18 protein-coding genes are annotated in these 18,059 nt (G+C 75.9%); 13 read left to right on the forward strand and 5 right to left on the reverse strand.

Annotated elements, in window-relative coordinates; genetic code table 11:
• Positions 1-15: 15 nt before the first annotated feature.
• Positions 16-534: a gamma carbonic anhydrase family protein gene (locus tag GSF02_RS12570; protein WP_159796908.1), complete on the forward strand. Its 519-nt coding sequence runs from the start codon at positions 16-18 to the stop codon at positions 532-534.
• 39 nt (positions 535-573) lie between these two features.
• On the opposite strand, the gene GSF02_RS12575 is transcribed toward GSF02_RS12570, so the two are convergent.
• Positions 574-1,431: a UbiA family prenyltransferase gene (locus tag GSF02_RS12575; protein ID WP_159796911.1), complete on the reverse strand. Its 858-nt coding sequence runs from the start codon at positions 1,429-1,431 to the stop codon at positions 574-576.
• 75 nt (positions 1,432-1,506) lie between these two features.
• Between GSF02_RS12575 and GSF02_RS12580 the strand changes: the two genes are divergently transcribed.
• The 3 genes from GSF02_RS12580 to GSF02_RS12590 all read left to right on the forward strand — a co-directional run bounded on the left by GSF02_RS12580 (position 1,507) and on the right by GSF02_RS12590 (position 4,460).
• The gene (locus GSF02_RS12580) at positions 1,507-2,721 is read left to right on the forward strand and encodes a type III polyketide synthase (protein ID WP_159796914.1); all 1,215 of its coding nucleotides are present in this window, start codon (positions 1,507-1,509) and stop codon (positions 2,719-2,721) included.
• Between the two features lies 1 nt (position 2,722).
• Positions 2,723-3,259 carry an isoprenylcysteine carboxyl methyltransferase family protein gene (locus GSF02_RS12585; RefSeq protein WP_159796917.1) on the forward strand — a complete coding sequence of 179 codons (537 nt, stop codon included), beginning with the start codon at positions 2,723-2,725 and terminating at the stop codon, positions 3,257-3,259.
• A 64-nt stretch (positions 3,260-3,323) separates the two neighbouring features.
• Positions 3,324-4,460: an NAD(P)/FAD-dependent oxidoreductase gene (locus tag GSF02_RS12590; RefSeq protein WP_159796920.1), complete on the forward strand. Its 1,137-nt coding sequence runs from the start codon at positions 3,324-3,326 to the stop codon at positions 4,458-4,460.
• A 12-nt stretch (positions 4,461-4,472) separates the two neighbouring features.
• On the opposite strand, the gene GSF02_RS12595 is transcribed toward GSF02_RS12590, so the two are convergent.
• From GSF02_RS12595 to GSF02_RS12610, 4 genes are read right to left on the reverse strand one after another with little or no spacing between them, the layout of a single operon-like run.
• Positions 4,473-5,147: a nucleoside/nucleotide kinase family protein gene (locus GSF02_RS12595; RefSeq protein ID WP_159796923.1), complete on the reverse strand. Its 675-nt coding sequence runs from the start codon at positions 5,145-5,147 to the stop codon at positions 4,473-4,475.
• 37 nt (positions 5,148-5,184) lie between these two features.
• A complete protein-coding gene (locus tag GSF02_RS12600) occupies positions 5,185-6,030 on the reverse strand; it encodes an ATP-binding cassette domain-containing protein (protein ID WP_159796926.1) in 846 nt (281 codons plus the stop codon).
• Positions 6,027-7,013: an ABC transporter permease gene (locus GSF02_RS12605; RefSeq protein ID WP_159796929.1), complete on the reverse strand. Its 987-nt coding sequence runs from the start codon at positions 7,011-7,013 to the stop codon at positions 6,027-6,029. The genes GSF02_RS12600 and GSF02_RS12605 overlap by 4 nt, the downstream gene beginning before the upstream one ends.
• Position 7,014: 1 nt before the next feature.
• Positions 7,015-8,097 carry a substrate-binding domain-containing protein gene (locus GSF02_RS12610; protein ID WP_159796932.1) on the reverse strand — a complete coding sequence of 361 codons (1,083 nt, stop codon included), beginning with the start codon at positions 8,095-8,097 and terminating at the stop codon, positions 7,015-7,017.
• A gap of 141 nt (positions 8,098-8,238) precedes the next feature.
• On the opposite strand from GSF02_RS12610, the gene GSF02_RS12615 reads away from it, so the two are divergent.
• The 9 genes from GSF02_RS12615 (at position 8,239) to GSF02_RS12655 (ending at position 18,027) form a co-directional block, all read left to right on the forward strand.
• A complete protein-coding gene (locus tag GSF02_RS12615) occupies positions 8,239-9,306 on the forward strand; it encodes a LacI family DNA-binding transcriptional regulator (protein ID WP_159796935.1) in 1,068 nt (355 codons plus the stop codon).
• 9 nt (positions 9,307-9,315) lie between these two features.
• The gene (locus GSF02_RS12620) at positions 9,316-10,719 is read left to right on the forward strand and encodes a replication-associated recombination protein A (RefSeq protein WP_159796938.1); all 1,404 of its coding nucleotides are present in this window, start codon (positions 9,316-9,318) and stop codon (positions 10,717-10,719) included.
• Positions 10,720-10,957: 238 nt separating this feature from the next.
• Entirely contained in the window at positions 10,958-11,584 is a 627-nt protein-coding gene (rpsD, locus tag GSF02_RS12625; protein ID WP_159796941.1) for a 30S ribosomal protein S4, read from the forward strand.
• Between the two features lie 227 nt (positions 11,585-11,811).
• Entirely contained in the window at positions 11,812-12,186 is a 375-nt protein-coding gene (locus GSF02_RS12630; RefSeq protein ID WP_159796944.1) for a DUF948 domain-containing protein, read from the forward strand.
• Positions 12,186-12,527: a hypothetical protein gene (locus GSF02_RS12635; protein ID WP_159796947.1), complete on the forward strand. Its 342-nt coding sequence runs from the start codon at positions 12,186-12,188 to the stop codon at positions 12,525-12,527. The genes GSF02_RS12630 and GSF02_RS12635 overlap by 1 nt, the downstream gene beginning before the upstream one ends.
• Before the next feature lie 221 nt (positions 12,528-12,748).
• Complete coding sequence (alaS, locus tag GSF02_RS12640; RefSeq protein WP_159797000.1) at positions 12,749-15,445, forward strand: alanine--tRNA ligase; 2,697 nt, start codon at positions 12,749-12,751, stop codon at positions 15,443-15,445.
• 5 nt (positions 15,446-15,450) lie between these two features.
• Positions 15,451-15,969 carry a Holliday junction resolvase RuvX gene (gene ruvX, locus GSF02_RS12645; RefSeq protein WP_159796949.1) on the forward strand — a complete coding sequence of 173 codons (519 nt, stop codon included), beginning with the start codon at positions 15,451-15,453 and terminating at the stop codon, positions 15,967-15,969.
• 28 nt (positions 15,970-15,997) lie between these two features.
• A complete protein-coding gene (gene mltG / locus GSF02_RS12650) occupies positions 15,998-17,128 on the forward strand; it encodes an endolytic transglycosylase MltG (RefSeq protein ID WP_159796952.1) in 1,131 nt (376 codons plus the stop codon).
• The gene (locus GSF02_RS12655; protein ID WP_159796955.1) at positions 17,125-18,027 is read left to right on the forward strand and encodes a shikimate dehydrogenase; all 903 of its coding nucleotides are present in this window, start codon (positions 17,125-17,127) and stop codon (positions 18,025-18,027) included. The genes mltG and GSF02_RS12655 overlap by 4 nt, the downstream gene beginning before the upstream one ends.
• The last annotated feature ends 32 nt before the right edge of the window (positions 18,028-18,059 follow it).

Consider the following 18,059-nt stretch of genomic DNA (forward strand, 5'->3'; position numbering starts at 1 on the left):
CGGTACGCTCCGGCCATGGCCACGGTGATCACCTTCGACGGGCACACGCCCGACATCCACCCCACCGCGTGGGTCGCCCCGACGGCGACCGTGATCGGCCGGGTGCGGATCGGCCCGCGCGCCAGCGTCTTCTACGGGGCGGTGCTGCGCGGCGACATGGACGAGATCGTGCTCGGCGAGGGCAGCAACCTGCAGGACAACTGCGTGGTGCACACCGACACCGGCGTCCCGACGCACATCGGCGCCGGGGTCGGGATCGGCCACGGGGCCGTCGTGCACGGCGCCACCGTGGAGGACGGGTGCCTCATCGGGATGGGCGCCACCCTGCTCAACGACGCGGTCGTGCGCACCGGGGCGTTCGTCGCGGCCGGCGCCCTGGTGCGGGAGGGCCAGGAGATCCCGGCGCACCACCTGGCCGTCGGCGTGCCGGCGACGGTGCGCGGCGAGCTCGACGCGGCGGGCCGCGAGCGGGTGCGGCGCAACGCGCTGCAGTACCAGGAGCTGGCCGAGCGGCACCGCAAGGCGGTCGGCTGACCGCGCCGGTCGCGGCCGGTCGCGGCCGGTCGCGGCCGGTCAGCGCGGGACGGCGACGTCGCCGACCGACAGCCCCAGCACCACCACGCACAGCACGGCGACGCCGAGGCTCAGGGCGAACGGCGCGCGGCTGCGCGGGCGCAACACCGCGCACGCCCCGGCGGCGAGGGCGAGCACGGCGGCCAGGGCGCCCGCGACCCAGGCGCCGGCGTCCGGTGGGCCGGCCGGCCCGGCCACGACGACCGCGGTGGCCGCGACCAGCAGGGCCGGCGCGAGGACGCCCGACGCGCGCCGGCCGAGCCGGTGCGGCAGGCCGCGCACGCCCGTGGCGGCGTCGTCGTCCAGGTCCGGCAGCGTGTTGACCACGTGGGCACCGACGGCGAGCAGGGCGACGGCGAGCACCACCCAGCCGGCCGGCACCCGGTCGCCCGGCGCGGCGAGCACCACGAAGGTGGCCATGAGGCTGAACGAGACGGCGTAGGGCACCCACGACCACGCGGTGGCCTTGAGCCCGGCGTTGTACGCCCAGGCCCCGGCGACGGCGACCACGTGCACCAGCCCGGGCACCAGGCCCGTCGCCAGCGACAGCACGACGCAGGCGGCCAGCGCCGCCAGCGCGCACGCGCGCAGCGTCGGTGCCGTGACGAGGCCCGCGACGACCGGCTTGTCGGCGCGGCCGACGGCGCGGTCGCGCTCGGCGTCGATCCAGTCGTTCGACCAGCCGATCGACAGCTGGCCCGTGCCGACGGCGGCCGTGACCAGCACGGTCGTGGGGACGCCGGACCCGAGCGCGGCGGCGAGCAGCGCGGCCAGGCCGGTCACGACGGCCGCCGGAGCGGCGTGCGTGGCGCGCACCAGCCCGAGCAGCAGACGGCCGGTGGCGGGCGGGCTGGTCATGCGCTGCACCGTAGCCCGGCGGGCAGGCGGGCGCCCGCCCGCGCGAACTGCGCCGGTTCGGGTGACCATGCACCCATGTCGCGCATCGTGGCCGTCGAACCGGTCCTCCCGGAGCACCAGTACTCCCAGGAGGAGATCTCCGCAGTCGTCGGGCCGCTCGTCGCGCCCGACCCCGCACGCGCCCCGCTGCTGCGGCGCCTGCACACCAACGCCGGCGTCGAGCGCCGGCACCTGGCCCTGCCCCTCGAGCGGTACGCCGACGTCCACTCCATGGGAGCCTCCAACGCGGTGTTCCTGCACGAGGGCGTCGACCTCGCCGAGCAGGCCGCGCGCCGGGCGCTGGCCAGCGCCGGCATCGACCCGCACGAGGTCGACCACGTCTTCACGACGTCGGTCACCGGCGTCGCGGCGCCGTCGCTCGACGTGCTGCTCGCCGACCGGCTCGGGCTGCGCACCGACGTGCGCCGCACGCCGTCGTTCGGGCTCGGCTGCGCCGGCGGCGCCGCGGGGCTCGCGCGCGTCCACGACCACCTGCTGGGCCGCCCGCGGGACGTGTCGCTCCTGGTCTCGGTCGAGCTGTGCTCGCTGACGCTGCAGCACGGTGACGACTCCACCGCCAACCTCGTGGCCTCCGGGCTGTTCGGTGACGGCGCCGCGGCCGTCGTCGTCGTGGGGGACGAGCACCCCCTCGCCCGCCCGGTCCACCGCGGCGACGCCGTCGGGCAGCCCGTGGGCCGCACCGCCACCGTGCTCGACAGCCGGTCGCGGCTCTACCCGGGCACCGTCGACGCGCTCGGGTGGGACGTGCGCGACAGCGGGTTCGGCATCGTGCTGTCGTCCGAGCTGCCCGAGCTGCTGCGCGCCCACCTGCTCGCCGACGTCAAGGGGCTGCTGGCCGACCACGGCCTGGCGCCGGCCGACGTGCCCACCTGGGTGGTGCACGCGGGCGGGCCGAAGGTGATCGACGCCGTGCGCGACGCCCTGTCCCTCGCCGAGGAGGACCTGTGGGCCAGCCGCGCCAGCCTCACGGACGCGGGCAACCTCTCCTCGGCCTCGGTGCTCGACGTGCTCGCCCGCACCCTGCGCGCGGGCGACGCGCCGGCCGGGTCGCCCGCCGTGCTCATGGCGTTCGGCCCCGGGGTGGCCACCGAGATGGTGCTGCTGCGCCTCGAGGGCCGCGCCTGCTGCGACGCGGCGGCGTCGGCAGTGTCGGCGGCGTCGGCCGACACGCCGGCGGACCTGCCGGCCGCGGTCCCGGCCGGCGCCGGATCGCCCGCCGCGGGGCGCTGACGTGCTCGGGCTGTACGTGGCGCTGGTGGGCGCGACGGCGCTCGAGCGCCTCGCGGAGCTGGTGGTGTCCGCGCGCAACGCCCGGTGGTCGTTCGCGCGCGGCGGCGTGGAGTCCGGCCGCGGGCACTTCCCGGCGATGGTCGCGCTGCACACGGGCCTGCTGGTGGCGTGCGTGGCGGAGGCGGCGCTCGCCGACCGGCCGTTCCTGCCGTGGCTGGGCTGGCCGATGGTCGTGCTCGTGCTGGCGAGCCAGGGCCTGCGCTGGTGGTGCATCGCGACGCTCGGCCCGCGCTGGAACACCCGGGTCATCGTGGTGCCGGACCTGCCGCTCGTGGACCGCGGGCCGTACCGGTGGCTGCGCCACCCCAACTACGTGGCCGTGGTGGTCGAGGGGTTCGCCCTGCCGCTGGTGCACACCTGCTGGGTGACCGCCCTGGCGTTCACCGTGTTCAACGCCGTGCTCCTGCTGCGCTTCCGGATCCCGGCGGAGGAGCGGGCACTCGCGCTCGCGGCCGGCGGCGCGGCGGGCGCCCGGTGACCGGAGCGCCGCCGTGCGCCGCGGGACGACCCCGGCGATGAGCCCGACGAGCCCGACGAGCCCGATGACGAGCCCGACGACGAGCCCGGCCGTGCGCCCCGGCGTCGACGTCGACGTGCTCGTGGTGGGCGCCGGGCCGGTCGGCCTCGCCGCCGCCGTGCGCGCCCGCGAGGCCGGGCTCGACGTGCTGGTCGTCGACCGGCGCGGCGGCACCCTCGACAAGGCCTGCGGGGAGGGTCTGCTGCCCGGCGCGCTCGGGGCCGTGCGCCGGCTCGGCGTCGACCCGGCCGGGCACCCGCTGGCGGGCATCAGCTATCGCAGCCCCGGCCGGCACGCCGACCACCGGTTCGCCGCCGGCCCCGGCCGCGGCGTGCGCCGGACCACGCTGCACGCCGCCCTGCGCGAGCGCGCGCTCGACGCCGGCGTCCGGCTGGAGCAGGCGAGCCTCCAGGGGCTGCGGCAGGATGCCCGCGGCGTCGCGGTCGACCTGGCGCTGGCAGGCGGCGACGCCACCACGCTGCGCGCGGCGTGGCTGCTGGGTTGCGACGGGCTGCACTCGACGGTGCGCCGCCTCGCGCGGCTCGAGGCCGACGGCGGCGCCCGGCCCGGCGGCCGCGCGCCCGGCGCCGGCGCGCCCCGGTACGGGCTGCGCCAGCACTTCCGGGTCGCGCCCTGGGGCGACCTGGTCGAGGTGCACTGGGCGCCGCGCGCCGAGGCGTACGTCACCCCCGTGGCGCCCGACGTCGTCGGGGTCGCGCTGCTCGGCCCGCGCGCCGCCACGCCCGGGGCGGGCGGCCCGGACGGCTTCCGGGCGCTGCTGCGGTCCGACTTCCCCGAGCTCGCCGGGCGGCTGGGGGACGCGCCGGCGGCGGGGCCGGTGCGCGGCGCCGGCCCGCTGCGCCAGCGCTCTCGCGCCCGGGCCGCCGGCCGCGTGCGGCTGGTCGGCGACGCCTCCGGCTACGTCGACGCGCTGACCGGCGAGGGGGTGCGGGTCGGGCTCGCCCAGGCGGACGCCGTCGTGCGCCACCTGGACGACCCGGCGGCGTACGAGCGGGCGTGGCGCGCCGCCACGCGCGACTACCGGCGCCTGACGAGCGGGCTGCTCGCCTGGGCGGGCAGCCCGGCGCGCGGCGCCATCGTGCCGGCGGCCGGCGCGGCGCCGTGGCTGTTCGGTGCGGTGGTGGAGCGGCTCGCCCGCTGAGGCGCCGGGCCCTCAGGCCTCGGCGTCCACCCACTCCAGCACGAGGTCGGCGTCGGCCCGAGTGGTCGCGATGAGCTGGGCGTTGGCCTGGTCGGTGCCCAGGGCCCAGTCGCGCGCCTCCTGCGGCGACCTGCCGTAGGCGGCGTGCCGGGCCACGAGGCGGTCCAGGCGCAGCTCCTCGGGCGGCTCGAGGTACCAGACCTCGCGCATCCGCGCGCGGGCCCGGGGCCAGGCGCCCGTGCGCGCGAGCAGGTAGTTGCCCTCGGTGACGACGAGCGGGACGTCGGCGGCCACCGCGACGCCGGCGGCCACCGGCTCCTCGATCTCCCGGCGGAACACCGGCGCGTACACCGGGGCGTCGCCGGGCCGCTGGGCGGCGATCCGCTCGAGCAGGGTGGCGTAGCCCGCGTCGTCGAACGTGTCGATCGCCCCCTTGCGGTCGCGCCGGCCGAGGTCCTCGAGGACGGCGTTGGACAGGTGGAAGCCGTCCATGCCGACGACGACGGCGCGCTCCGGGCCCAGGGCGTCGGCGAGCGCGTGCGCGAGGGTGGACTTGCCGGCGCCGGGGGCGCCGACGAGGCCGAGCACGGTCCGCCCGCCGGCGGCCGCGAGCCGGGCGGCGCGCTCGACGAGCTCGGCGGTCGTCAGCCGCGCCGCGGCGGGCGGTGTCGTGGGCGGTGTCGTCACGGGGCAGATCGTCGCAGGTCCGGCCGGGCCGGTCGGGTCAGGCGACGCCACGCCGCTCCTCCTCGGTGGGCTCGAGGGCGCCGGTCATGAGCGCGACGACCTCGGCCATGGTGCGCTGCGACGGCCGCACCACCGCGGCCCGCCGGCCGGTGCGGTGGACGTGGATGCGGTCGGCGACCTCGAAGACGTGCGGCATGTCGTGGCTGATCAGCACCACGGGGATGCCGCGCGAGCGGATCTCCTTGATGAGCTCGATGACCGTGCCGGACTCGCGCACGCCGAGGGCGGCGGTGGGCTCGTCCATGATGATCACCTTCTTGCCGAACGCGGCGGCCCGGGCCACGGCCACGCCCTGGCGCTGGCCGCCCGACAGGTTCTCGACCGGCTGGGTCACCGACTTGATCCGGATGCTCATCGAGTCGAACAGCTCCTCGGCACGCCGGCGCATCGCCCGCTTGTCGGTCATCCGCAGCACCGACCCGAGCGGTCCGGGACGCCGCAGCTCACGGCCCATGAACAGGTTCGCGGCGATGTCGAGGGCGGGAGCCAGGGCCAGGTCCTGGAACACGGTCTCGATGCCGTGCGCCTGGGCGTCGCGGGCAGTGTGGAACGTCGCGGGTCGGCCGTCGACGCGGATCTCGCCGGCGTCGGGCACCACGACCCCGGACAGCGCCTTGATGAGAGTGGACTTGCCGGCGCCGTTGTCGCCGATGACCGCGAGCACCTCGCCGGGTAGCAGCTCGAAGTCCGCGCCGTCCATCGCCACGACCGAGCCGTAGCGCTTGACGAGGCCGCTCGCGGCGAGCACCGGAGCGCGCCCGTCGCTGGCGGCGGTGCCGGCGGGTGCCGCGCCGGGCTCCGGGGCGGGTGTCGTGGTGGTCATGTCTGGGCCCTTCGTCGCGAGACCTGGTCGAGGGCGACGGCGGCGATGACCAGCGCGCCGGTCGCGATGTTCTGGTACAGGTTGTCGACGCCGGCCTGGGTCAGGCCGTTGCGCAGCACGGCCACGATGAGCGTGCCGACGAGGGTGCCCATCACCGAGCCGCGCCCGCCGAACAGGCTGGTGCCGCCGATGACGACGGCCGTGATCGTCTCCAGGTTCGCGTTCTGGTAGGCGTTGGGGTCAGCGTTGGGGATGCGCCCGAGGGCGGCCCACGCCGCCAGGACGGCGATGAGGCCGGCGGTGAGGTAGACCAGCACCAGCACCCGGCCGGAGCGGATGCCGGTCAGGCGGGCGGCCTCCGGCGCGCCGCCGAGGGCGTACAGGTGGCGCCCGGCCGCGGTCTGAGTCAGGACGAACCAGGCGACGAGGTACAGGGCCAGCATGGCCAGCACGCCGGTGGAGATGACCAGCCCCCCGAGCTGCACCTTGGTGCCGAACCAGGTGAGCAGGCCGGGTTCCACCGGGTAGGTCGCCGAGCCCGCGTAGAGCTGGGTGGCGGCGAACACGGCGGTGAACATGCCCAGGGTGACGATGAAGGGTGGCAGGTGCAGCCCGGCCACCAGCACGCCGTTGAGCAGCCCGATCAGCGCCAGCACCGCCACGGTCACCAGGAGTCCGACCGCCGCGCCCTCCGTGCCGCCCACCTTGGCCAGCACGATCGTGCCGAGGACCGCCACGGCGCCGACGGACAGGTCGATCCCGGCGGTGAGGATGACGAGCGTCTGCGCCACGGCGAGGATGCCGATGACGGCGGACTGCTGCAGCACCAGGGCGAGGTTGCCCGGCCGCAGGAACGTGTCGGTGACGAGGCTGAAGACGACGACCGCGACCACGAGCGCGACGAGCGGGCCCACCAGCGGGTTGCGCAGCAGGTGGTCCCAGCTCGTCGCGACCGGGGTGCGGGCGCGGGTGGCCGACTCCACGTCAGCCCCAGCAGTTCTCGAGGCCCCAGGCGGTGTCCTGAGACTCCAGGCCCTCGACCGGCTTGTCCGTGATGAGCTGCGAGCCGGTGTCCGTGAAGCCGCTCGGCTTGGTGCCGTCCTGGGCGTACTGCACGACCGCTGCCACGCCGTCGGCGGCCATCTTGTCGGGGAACTGCATGACCGTGGCGCCGATCTCGCCGTCCTTGACCGCCTGGACCCCGTCGCACGAGCCGTCGATCGACCCGATGACCACCTTGTCGGCGGCCCCGGCGTCGGACAGCGCCTGGTAGGCGCCTCGGGCGGCGGGTTCGTTGATGGTGTAGACGGAGTTGATCTCCGTGTTGCGGCTGTAGAGGTTCTCCATGGCCGTCTGGGCCTTGGTCTGGTCGCCGTTGGTGTTCTCCATGCCGGCGATCTCGGGGGAGTTCTCGCTCAGCCCCATGCCCTCGAGGAAGCCCTCGTGCCGGAAGGTGTCCACGGTGCCGCCCGGCGTGCCGTCGAGCATGGCCAGCACCGGGGCCGTGTCGCCGAGGGCGCCCTTGACCCAGGCGCCCTGCAGCCGGCCCGCCTCCCGGTTGTCGGTCGCGAACGTCGCGTCGACGGCGTCCTCGGGGTCGGTGGCCGTGTCGAGCGCGATGACCAGCACGCCCTGGGCCCGGGCGTCGGCGATGGCCTGCAGGATGCCGGTCGAGGAGTTCGGCGTGATGAGGATGCCGTCGACGCCCTGCGTCACGAGGTTCTCGATGGCCGCGACCTGGCCCTCGTTGTCGCCGTCGAACTCGCCGGCCAGCGCGACGAGCCGGGCCCCATTCTCCTCGGCAGCCTCCTGTGCGGCCTCCCGCATCCGCACGAAGAACGGGTTGGAGTCGGTCTTGGTGACCAGGCCGACGGTGACGTCCGACGTGCCGCCGGTGGCCTCGTCGCCGGTCTCGCCACCGCCCCCGGTGTCCCCGCCGCCGCAGGCGGCCAGGGCGGCGGCTGTGCCGAGGGCGGCGAGCCCGGCGACGGCGGTGCGGACGGTCCGGCGCCGGCGCCCGCGGCGGGGTCCCGGCCGCGCAGCGGCGGTGGTGAGCGACGAGAGCATGGCGAACTCCTTCGTCCGGGTGGTCGCGCGTCGTTGCGTGACCTCGATCACAGTAGGATCGCCGCAAGCGCTTGCGCAAGCGCTTGCGCGTAGTGGCGCCCCAGCGGCGCTGGCGCCGCGGTGCGGAGAGGGAGGCGTGCGATGGCGACGATGGGCGACGTCGCCCGTGCGGCGGGCGTGTCCGTGTCGACCGTGTCCCACGTCCTCAACGGGACTCGGGTGGTGGCGCCCGACACGCGCGCCCGGGTGGAAGCGGCGGTGGCAGGCCTGGCGTACCGCCGCAACGGCCTGGCGCGCTCGCTGGCGCGGCGCGAGACCCGCACGGTCGGCGTCGCCGTGTCGGCGCTGACCAACCCGTACTTCGGCCCGCTGGTGTCCGCGCTCAACGGCGAGCTGGAGCGGCGCGGGTACACGGTGCTGGTGGGGGACACGGGCGACGAGCCCGCGCACGAGGCGGCCGTGGTCGAGCGGATGCTCGACCAGCGCGTCGCCGGGCTGCTCCTGGCGCCGACCGCGGCGGCCGGCGGCGGCGTCGTGCCGCAGGTGCAGGCGCAGGGGGTGCCGGTGGTCCTCGTCGACCGGCACACCGACGCGGCGTGCGACCAGGTGGTGCCGCTCAACCGGGAGCCGGTGGAGCACCTCGTCGAGCACCTCGCGGACCGGCGGCACACCCGCGTGGCGGCCGTCGCGGGCCTGCCCGGCCTCGACACCACGGCCGAGCGCCTCGAGGGCTACCGCGCCGTGGTGGCCCGCCGCGGCCTCGACTACGACCCGGCGCTGGTGCTGCCCGGGCGCTCGCGGGCCGACGACGCGCAGCGCGCCGTCGCCCGGGCGTTCGCCGGGCCGGACCGGCCGACCGCCGTCGTGGTGCTCAACAACGCCATGACGATCGGCACGCTGCGCGCACTGCGCGACCTCGGCCTGGCGGTGCCGGACGACGTCGCGCTGGTCTGCTACGACGACTTCGAGTGGGCCGACCTGTTCCGCCCGCGCCTGACCGCGGTGCGCCAGGATCTCGACGGCATGGCACGGCGCGCCGTCGAGCTGCTGCTGGGACGGATGACCGGGGACGCCCACCCCCCGGTGCTCGAGCGGGTCGCGCCGTCGCTGCGGCACCGCGAGTCGTGCGGGTGCGGCCCGGGCGCGCACGACCCGGGGTGGCCCGCGGTGGTGGAGGCGGCGGACAGGGGTGTCCCCGCCGCTCCGTAGGCTGGGGCCATGGACCTGTTCGACGCCGTCACCACGGGGCAGCACGGCACGCCGGTGGTGGAGCGGGCCGGGTCCGGCGCGCCGCTCGCCGTGCGCATGCGCCCCGCGTCGCTGGACGAGGTGTCCGGGCAGTCGCACCTGCTGCAGCCCGGCTCGCCGCTGCGCCGGCTCGTGGAGCCCGCCGACGAGGCCGCGCGCCGTGCGGCGCCCGGCTCGGTGATCCTGTGGGGCCCGCCGGGCACCGGCAAGACGACGCTCGCCTACCTGGTCGCCACCGTCTCGGGCCGCCGGTTCGTCGAGCTGTCCGCCGTCACCGCCGGCGTGAAGGACGTGCGGCAGGTGGTCGACGACGCGCGTCGGCGGCTGGCCACGAGCGGTGAGGAGACGGTGCTCTTCATCGACGAGGTGCACCGGTTCTCCAAGTCGCAGCAGGACGCGCTGCTGCCCAGCGTGGAGAACCGGTGGGTCACGCTGGTGGCGGCCACCACGGAGAACCCGTCGTTCTCGGTCAACTCCCCGCTGCTGTCCCGCTCGCTGCTGCTCACCCTGCGGCCGCTGACCGGTGAGCACGTGCGCGAGCTGGTGCGCCGCGCGGTGGCCGACGAGCGCGGCCTGGGCGGCTCCGTCGAGCTCGCGCCCGAGGCCGAGGACCAGCTCGTGCGGATGGCCGGGGGCGACGCACGCAAGGCGCTGACCGTGCTGGAGGCCGCGGCGGGCACCGCGCTGTCCGAGGCAGCGCCGGACGCCGTGGCCGCCGGCGAGCCCGTCGTCGTCGGGCTCGAGACGGTGGAGCGCGCCGTCGACGTCGCCGCGGTGCGCTACGACCGCGACGGCGACCAGCACTACGACGTCGTCAGCGCGTTCATCAAGTCCATCCGCGGCTCCGACGTCGACGCGGCGCTGCACTACCTGGCGCGCATGGTCGCCGCGGGGGAGGACCCCCGGTTCATCGCCCGGCGCCTCGTCATCTCGGCGGCCGAGGACATCGGCATGGCCGACCCGTCCGCCCTGCAGACCGCCGTCGCCGCGGCGCAGGCGGTCCAGCTCATCGGCATGCCCGAGGGCCGCATCGTGCTGGCCGAGGCGGTGGTCCACCTCGCGACCGCGCCGAAGTCCAACGCCGCGTACGCCGGCATCGGCGCGGCGCTGGAGGACGTGCGCGCCGGCCGCATCGGCGTCGTGCCGGCGCACCTGCGCGACGCCCACTACGCGGGCGCCGAGCGCCTGGGGCACGGCAAGGGCTACCAGTACGCGCACGACGCCCCGCACGCGATCGCCCCGCAGCAGTACCTGCCCGACGAGCTGGTGGGCCGGCGGTACTACACGCCGAGCGACCGCGGCTACGAGCGGCAGGTGGCCGAGCGGCTGGAGCGGGTGCGCGAGATCCTCGGCCGGGCGCGCCCACCGAGATAGTCGCTCCGTGGTGGTCGCTCCGTCCGCCGCCGTGGTCGGGGCGTCCGCCGAGGTCGTGGGCCGGAAGGACGCGGCGGGTGCGGTAGCATGGTCAGGTTGCCGTTCGCGGCGACTCCCTGGGACCTCGGCCCCGCGGGCACGCTCCGAGCCGGAGCAGCGCCCCTACGGCTGGTCCCGCACCCGACGAGACTCCTCGCCTCGGGTGTGACCTCATCCATCCGACAGGACAGGAAGCACAGTGACCTCTGTGACCCGTTCGCGCCGCCAGGTCCGCCTGAGCCGCGCCCTGGGCCTCGCGCTCACGCCGAAGGCCGTCAAGCACTTCGAGAAGCGCCCCTACCCGCCGGGCGAGCACGGCCGCGCCCGCCGCCGCACCGAGTCCGACTACGCGGTGCGTCTGCGCGAGAAGCAGCGTCTGCGCGCCCAGTACGCGCTGCGCGAGAAGCAGCTCGTCAAGGTCTACGAGACCGCCCGCAAGCACCCGGGCCTGACCGGTGAGGTCATGGTCGAGGACCTCGAGACCCGTCTCGACGCCCTCGTGCTGCGCGCCGGCTTCGGCCGCACGATCCTGCAGGCCCGCCAGGCCGTGACCCACCGTCACATCCTGGTCGACGGCAAGATCGTGGACCGTCCGTCGTTCCGCGTGAAGCCGGGCCAGACCATCCAGGTCAAGCCGAAGTCCCAGGCCACGACGCCGTTCCAGGTCGCCGCCGCCGGCGCCCACCGCGACGTCCTGCCGGCCGTCCCGGGCTACCTGGACGTCAACCTCGAGAAGCTGCAGGCGACGCTCACCCGCCGCCCGACCCGCGCCGAGGTCCCCGTGACCTGCGACGTGCAGCTGGTCGTCGAGTTCTACGCCCGCTGACGCGGCGCGCGCGGCACGCCCGCGCGAGCACCTGACGGACGCCCCGTCGCCCTGCCTCCGGCAGCGTGCGGCGGGGCGTCCGCGCACGTCCGGGACGTGCCCGCAGGGCCGGCCCGGCGGCCGGTGTCGGATAGGGTGACCTGCGCACGCCGACGGCGTGCGCCCCCCGCAGGGCCGGCGCGGCCGTCGCCGTGGCCCTGCAGGTCCGTGCGAGGAAGGGAACCGGAATGACCGTGGGAGACGTGGCCGGGCTCATCGCCGCCATCGCCTTCGTGCTGCTCGTCGGCGCCCTGGCCGTGCCGCTGGTCAAGCTGGGCCGGGTCCTGGACGAGGCGACGCGCTCGATCCGCGAGGTCACGGAGCACTCCGTGCCGATCCTCGACGAGGCGGCCACGACCGTCGCGGGCGCCAACACGCAGCTGGGCAAGGTGGACACGATCACGACGTCGGCCGCCCAGGTGAGCGAGAACGTCTCCGCGCTCTCCGGCCTGTACGCCGCGACGCTGGGCCGTCCGCTGGTGAAGGTGGCGGCGTTCTCCTACGGCGTGCGCCAGGCCTTCGCCGGCGCGGCCCGCAAGGCCACCGACCGGGGCGGCCGCTGATGCGCCGCCTGTTCTGGGTCGGGGTCGGCGTCGCCGTCACGGTCGTCGTCTACCGCCGCGGCCGTCGCCTGGTGCGCCAGTACGTGCCCGCGAGCCTCGCCGAGCGTGCCGAGCACGCCGCCTCCGCGGCGGGCCGCCGCGCCGGCGACGCCGCGCAGGAGTTCCGCGCGCGCTTCACCGAGGCGCGCGCCGCCCGCGAGGCCGAGCTGCTCGAGGCGCTCCTGGCCGAGGGGCAGGCCGATCCGGCCGAGACCCGTGCCCGCCGAGCTACCGGCGCCCGCGGCGCCACGGCCGCGGGCGGTCCGGACGACGACGAGGACGAGCTCGGCTACTCCTTCTGAGCAGCCCTGAGCAGCCCTGAGCAGCCCCTGAGCCGCTCGGCGTCGGCCCGGCAGGTGGCAGACCCGCCCGGCCCGTGCCGTCGGGCGGGGGCGCCGTCGTCGGACCGGACCCACAGACCCCTCGCCTCGCGGGAGGCACACCGCGAGCACCACCCGTTCGGAGCAGCGCGCCGTGCGCGCGAGAATGTCTCTGGCACCACCCCTCACCCGTGAAGGACACCATGCGCACCGCCGACATCCGCCAGCGTTGGCTCGACTACTTCGGCTCCAAGGGGCACCACCTGGCCCCCAGCGTGCCGCTGGTCTCGCCCGACCCCTCGATCCTGTTCACCATCGCGGGCATGGTGCCGTTCATCCCCTACATCCTGGGCACCGAGCCGGCGCCGTGGCCGCGCGTGGCCAGCGTCCAGAAGTGCATCCGCACCAACGACATCGAGAACGTCGGGCGCACCACGCGCCACGGCACGTTCTTCCAGATGAACGGCAACTTCTCGTTCGGCGACTACTTCAAGCGCGAGGCCATCGACTTCGCCTGGGAGCTGCTGACCACCGAGCAGTCGAAGGGCGGCTACGGGTTCGACGGCGACCGCATGTGGGTCACGATCTGGGAGCAGGACGCCGAGGCGTACGACGCGCTGACCAAGGGCGTCGGCCTGGACCCCAAGCACATCGTGCGCCTGCCGCGCGAGGAGAACTTCTGGGACACCGGCCAGCCCGGCCCGGCCGGCCCGTGCGCCGAGTGGCACTACGACCGCGGCCCGGCCTACGGCCCCGAGGCCGAGGGCGGCAACGTCGACCCGGGCGGCGACCGCTACCTCGAGGTGTGGAACCTGGTGTTCGACCAGTTCATCCGCGGGGAGGGGCAGGGCAAGGACTACCCGCTGCTGGGCGAGCTCGAGCACAAGAGCATCGACACCGGCGCCGGCCTGGAGCGCATCGCCTACCTGCTGCAGGGCAAGGAGAACCTCTACGAGATCGACGAGGTCTTCCCCGTCATCGCGGCCGTCGAGGAGCTGTCCGGCAAGCGCTACGGGGCCGACCCCGAGGACGACGTGCGCATGCGCGTGGTCGCCGACCACGTCCGCTCGGCGCTCATGGTCATCGGCGACGGGGTGCGCCCGTCCAACGAGGGCCGCGGCTACGTGCTGCGCCGCCTGCTGCGCCGCGCCGTGCGCGCGGTGCGCCTGCTCGGGTACGACGCCGAGGCGCTGCCCGTGCTGCTGCCGGTCTCCAAGGACGCGATGAAGGCCTCCTACCCGGAGCTGGAGACCGACTTCGCCCGGATCAGCGACGTGGCCTACGGCGAGGAGGACGCGTTCCGCCGCACGCTCGCGCAGGGCACCACGATCCTGGACACCGCCGTGTCGAAGGCGAAGGCCGCCGCGGGGACCGGGGCGGCCACGCTGTCGGGCTCCGAGGCCTTCCAGCTGCACGACACCTACGGCTTCCCGATCGACCTGACGCTCGAGATGGCGGCCGAGCAGGGCGTCCAGGTGGACGAGAAGGCCTTCCGCGAGCTCATGGCCGAGCAGAAGCAGCGCGCCCGCGCCGACGCGCTCGCCAAGAAGACCGGTCACGCCGACCTGCGCGCCTACGAGACGATCGCCGGCGAGCTGGCCGCGCCGGTCGAGTTCCTCGGCTACTCCCAGCAGGAGGCCGCGGTCACCGTGGCGGGCCTGCTCGTCGACGGCGTGCCCGCGCCGGCCGCGACGGCGCCCGCCGACGTCGAGGTCGTGCTCGACCGCACGCCGTTCTACGCGGAGGCCGGCGGGCAGCTCGCCGACCAGGGCACGATCGTGCTCGACGGCGGCGCGACCATCGAGGTCGACGACGTGCAGCGGCCGATCAAGGGCCTCAACGTGCACCGCGGCCGCCTCGTGGAGGGCACCGTGGCGCTCGGCGACCCCGGCACCGCCACGATCGACGTCGAGCGCCGCGTGGCGATCAGCCGCGCGCACTCCGCGACGCACATGATCCACAAGGCGCTGCACGAGCTCGTGGGCCCGGACCGTACGCAGGCGGGCTCGGAGAACGCGCCCAGCCGCGTGCGCTTCGACTTCCGCTCGCCGTCGGCGGTGCCCGCCTCGGCGCTGCAGGAGATCGAGGAGCGCGTCAACGTGCGCCTCGCCGAGAACCTCGACGTCACCGACCAGCTCATGCCGCTGGACCAGGCGCGCGAGCTGGGCGCCATGGCCCTGTTCGGCGAGAAGTACGGCGACATCGTGCGCGTCGTCTCCATCGGCGGCGACTGGTCGCGCGAGCTGTGCGGCGGCACGCACGTCAAGGCGTCCGGCGAGATCGGCCGCGTCGCGCTGCTGGGCGAGTCGTCCATCGGCTCGGGCGTGCGCCGCGTCGACGCGCTGGTCGGCGACGGGGCCTACGGCTTCCAGGCCAAGGAGCACGCGCTGGTCGGTCAGCTCACCGGGATGCTGGGGGCGCGTCCCGAGGAGCTGGGCGAGCGCGTCGGCTCGCTGCTGGCGCGCCTGAAGGAGACGGAGAAGGAGCTCGCCGCGCTGCGCCAGGCGAGGCTGCTGTCCGCCGCCGGCACGCTCGCGGCGGAGGCGCCGCGCGTCGGTGCCGTGCGCGTCGTCACGCACGACGCCGGTGAGGTCGCCTCGGCCGACGACCTGCGGGCGCTGGCGCTGGACGTGCGCGGCCGCCTCGGCGACGCCGACCCGGCGCTGGTCGCGGTCGGCGGCGTGTCGAACGGCCGCCCGCTGGTCGTCGTCGCGACGAACGCGCCGGCGCGCGAGGCGGGCCTGCGCGCGGGCGACTTCGTCAAGGCTGCCGCCGGTGTGCTCGGTGGCGGCGGCGGCGGCAAGCCGGACCTCGCCCAGGGTGGCGGCTCCGACGCGACGGCCCTGCCGGCCGCGCTGTCCGGCGTCGTCGACGGCGTCCGCGACGGGATCGTCGGCTGACCGCCGTGACCCGGCCGTTCGGACCCGAGGCGGGCACCGCGGGCGTCGCCCGTGGGGCCCGCCTCGGCGTGGACGTCGGCAAGGCGCGCATCGGCCTGGCCGCCTCGGACCCCGACGGTCTCGTCGCCACCCCGGTGGAGACGGTGCCGCGGGTGCTCGGGGGCGAGGGGAGGACGGCGGACGTCGCGCGCATCGCCGCCGAGGTCGACGAGCGGCTCGCCGCGGTGGTCTACGTCGGGCTGCCGCGGCACCTGTCGGGGGCGGAGGGGGCCGCCACGCAGGACGCCCGAGGGTTCGCCGCGCGGCTCGCCGCCGCGGTCGCGCCCGTGCCGGTGCGCGTCGTCGACGAGCGGATGAGCACCGTCGCCGCGCACGCGCAGCTGCGCGCCGCCGGGCGCAAGACCAAGAGCCACCGCCCGGTGATCGACCAGGCGGCGGCCGTTATCATTCTGCAATCTGCACTCGACGTGGAGCGGGCAGCGGGGACACGCGCCGGCGAGCTCGTCGAGGCACCCACCCCCTGACGCAGGACTGACGAACAGGACCTCCCGCGTGACCGACCTCTTCGAGCCCCCCGCCCTCCAGCAGCCCGTGCCGAGCAGGCGCTCGGCCGCGCGGCAGCGGGCCGCGGCGAAGCGCCGGCGGCGCCGTCGCCGCCGGACCGCGCTCGTCGTCGTGGCGTGCCTCCTCGTGGTCGGCGCCGTCGGCTACGTCACCTGGGGCAACGTCTCGGGCCTGCTGAGCAACCCGTTCTCGCGCGAGGCGGAGGACTTCCCCGGGCCGGGCGACCAGGCGGTGGAGGTCGAGATCCCGGCCGGCGCCACCGGCGCTGAGATGGGCCAGGTGCTCAAGGACGCCGGCGTGGTCGCGTCCGTGGAGGCGTTCAAGCAGGCGTTCGGCGAGAACCCGCAGGCGGCCGGCATCCAGCCGGGCGTCTACCAGCTGCTGACCGAGATGAAGGCGTCGGACGCCGTCGCCGCGCTCGCCAAGAACGAGAAGCTCGAGACCCGGGTGACGATCCCGGAGGGCTTCACGGCCGAGCAGGTGCTCGAGCGCATCGCGTCGGTGACCACGATCTCGCGCGCCGACCTCGACGCGGCCGTGGCCGACCCCACGTCGATCGGGCTGCCCGCCGAGGCCGACGGCACGGTGGAGGGCTGGCTGTCGCCGGCCACGTACACGGTGCAGCCGGACGACACGGCGCAGACCCTGCTGAGCCAGATGGTCGCGCGCACGGTCTCGGAGCTCGACGAGCTCGGCGTCGCCGCCGAGGACCGCCACGAGGTGCTCACCGAGGCCTCGATCGTCGAGCGCGAGGCGCCGGACGACTACCGGGGCCAGGTCGCGCGCGTCATCGACAACCGCCTCGAGCGCGGCGAGCCGCTCGGCATGGACGCCATCGACGCCTACGGCCTGCGCAAGCCGGCGAGCGAGATCACCCGCGACGAGTTCAACGACCCCGACCTGCCGTACGCCTCCCGGGTGCACCAGGGGCTGCCCCCGACGCCGATCGGCAACCCGGGCCGCGCGTCGATCGAGGCGGTCGTGCACCCGCCGGCCGGCGACTGGCTCTGGTACGTGACGGTCAACCTCGACACGGGCGAGACGAAGTTCACCGACAACTACGACGAGTTCCAGCAGCTCAAGCAGGAGTACCAGGAGTGGCAGGAGAACCAGGGGTGAGCGAGCCCGGCGCCCCCGCGGCCGGCGGCGCGCCCGGCCGGCGCGCCGCCGTGCTCGGGCACCCGATCGCCCACTCGCTGTCGCCCGTGCTGCACGCGGCGGCCTACGCGGCCCTCGGCCTGGACGGGTGGCGGTACACGGCGATCGACACCCCCACGGAGGAGCTCGCCGGGGTGCTGCGCGAGCTGGACCTCGGCTGGGCCGGCCTGAGCCTCACCATGCCGCTCAAGCAGGCGGTGATCCCCCTGCTGGACGAGGTCGACGACGTCGCCCGCGCCACGGGGGCGGTCAACACGGTCACCGTGCGCCCCGCCGCGTGCGGCGTCGTGCTGGCCGGCACCAACACCGACGTGCACGGGCTCGTCGCCGCGCTGCGCGAAGGGCTGGGCGAGCGGCCCGTGGGCGAGGCCGTCGTCGTCGGGGCCGGGGCCACCGCGGCGTCCACGCTGGCCGCGCTGCGCGACCTCGGCTGTGCCGGCCCGCACGTGCTGGTCCGCTCGCTGGGCCGCACCGCCGGGCTGCAGGAGGCGGCCGAGCGCCTCGGCGTCGAGCCGCGATTCGCGCTGCTCGACCCGGAGGGCTCCCAGGAGGTGCTGCGCGCCGCGGACGTCGTCGTGTCCACCGCCCCCGCGCACGCTGCCGACGGGCTGGCCGAGGCGCTCGACGCCCGCGGGCGCGGGCCGGCCGGGAGCGTTGGCGGCGTCCTGCTGGACGTGGTGTACGACCCGCGCCCCACCGCCCTGTCGCAGGCGTGGGAGCGGGCCGGCGGCGTCGTCGTCGGCGGGGAGCGGATGCTGCTGCACCAGGCGGCCGAGCAGGTGCGGCTCATGACCGGGCGGCGCGCGCCGCTGGCGGCGATGGACGCCGCGCTGCGCGCGGAGCTCGCCCCGGCCGTCTGACCGGCTGAGACGGTCGCCCGGGGTGCGGTACA

The organism is Puerhibacterium puerhi (assembly GCF_009846865.1).
GTDB classification, from domain to species: Bacteria; Actinomycetota; Actinomycetes; order Actinomycetales; family Cellulomonadaceae; genus Puerhibacterium; species Puerhibacterium puerhi.

Bases quoted from the DNA above. Each gene is read 5' to 3' on its own strand.
- GSF02_RS12570 (WP_159796908.1), top strand. From the start codon at position 16: ATGGCCACGGTGATCACCTTCGACGGGCACACGCCCGACATCCACCCC.
- GSF02_RS12575 (WP_159796911.1), bottom strand. From the start codon at position 1,431: ATGACCAGCCCGCCCGCCACCGGCCGTCTGCTGCTCGGGCTGGTGCGC.
- GSF02_RS12580 (WP_159796914.1), top strand. From the start codon at position 1,507: ATGTCGCGCATCGTGGCCGTCGAACCGGTCCTCCCGGAGCACCAGTAC.
- GSF02_RS12590 (WP_159796920.1), top strand. From the start codon at position 3,324: ATGACGAGCCCGACGACGAGCCCGGCCGTGCGCCCCGGCGTCGACGTC.
- GSF02_RS12600 (WP_159796926.1), bottom strand. From the start codon at position 6,030: ATGACCACCACGACACCCGCCCCGGAGCCCGGCGCGGCACCCGCCGGC.
- GSF02_RS12610 (WP_159796932.1), bottom strand. From the start codon at position 8,097: ATGCTCTCGTCGCTCACCACCGCCGCTGCGCGGCCGGGACCCCGCCGC.
- GSF02_RS12615 (WP_159796935.1), top strand. From the start codon at position 8,239: ATGGCGACGATGGGCGACGTCGCCCGTGCGGCGGGCGTGTCCGTGTCG.
- GSF02_RS12620 (WP_159796938.1), top strand. From the start codon at position 9,316: ATGGACCTGTTCGACGCCGTCACCACGGGGCAGCACGGCACGCCGGTG.
- GSF02_RS12630 (WP_159796944.1), top strand. From the start codon at position 11,812: ATGACCGTGGGAGACGTGGCCGGGCTCATCGCCGCCATCGCCTTCGTG.
- GSF02_RS12635 (WP_159796947.1), top strand. From the start codon at position 12,186: ATGCGCCGCCTGTTCTGGGTCGGGGTCGGCGTCGCCGTCACGGTCGTC.
- alaS (WP_159797000.1), top strand. From the start codon at position 12,749: ATGCGCACCGCCGACATCCGCCAGCGTTGGCTCGACTACTTCGGCTCC.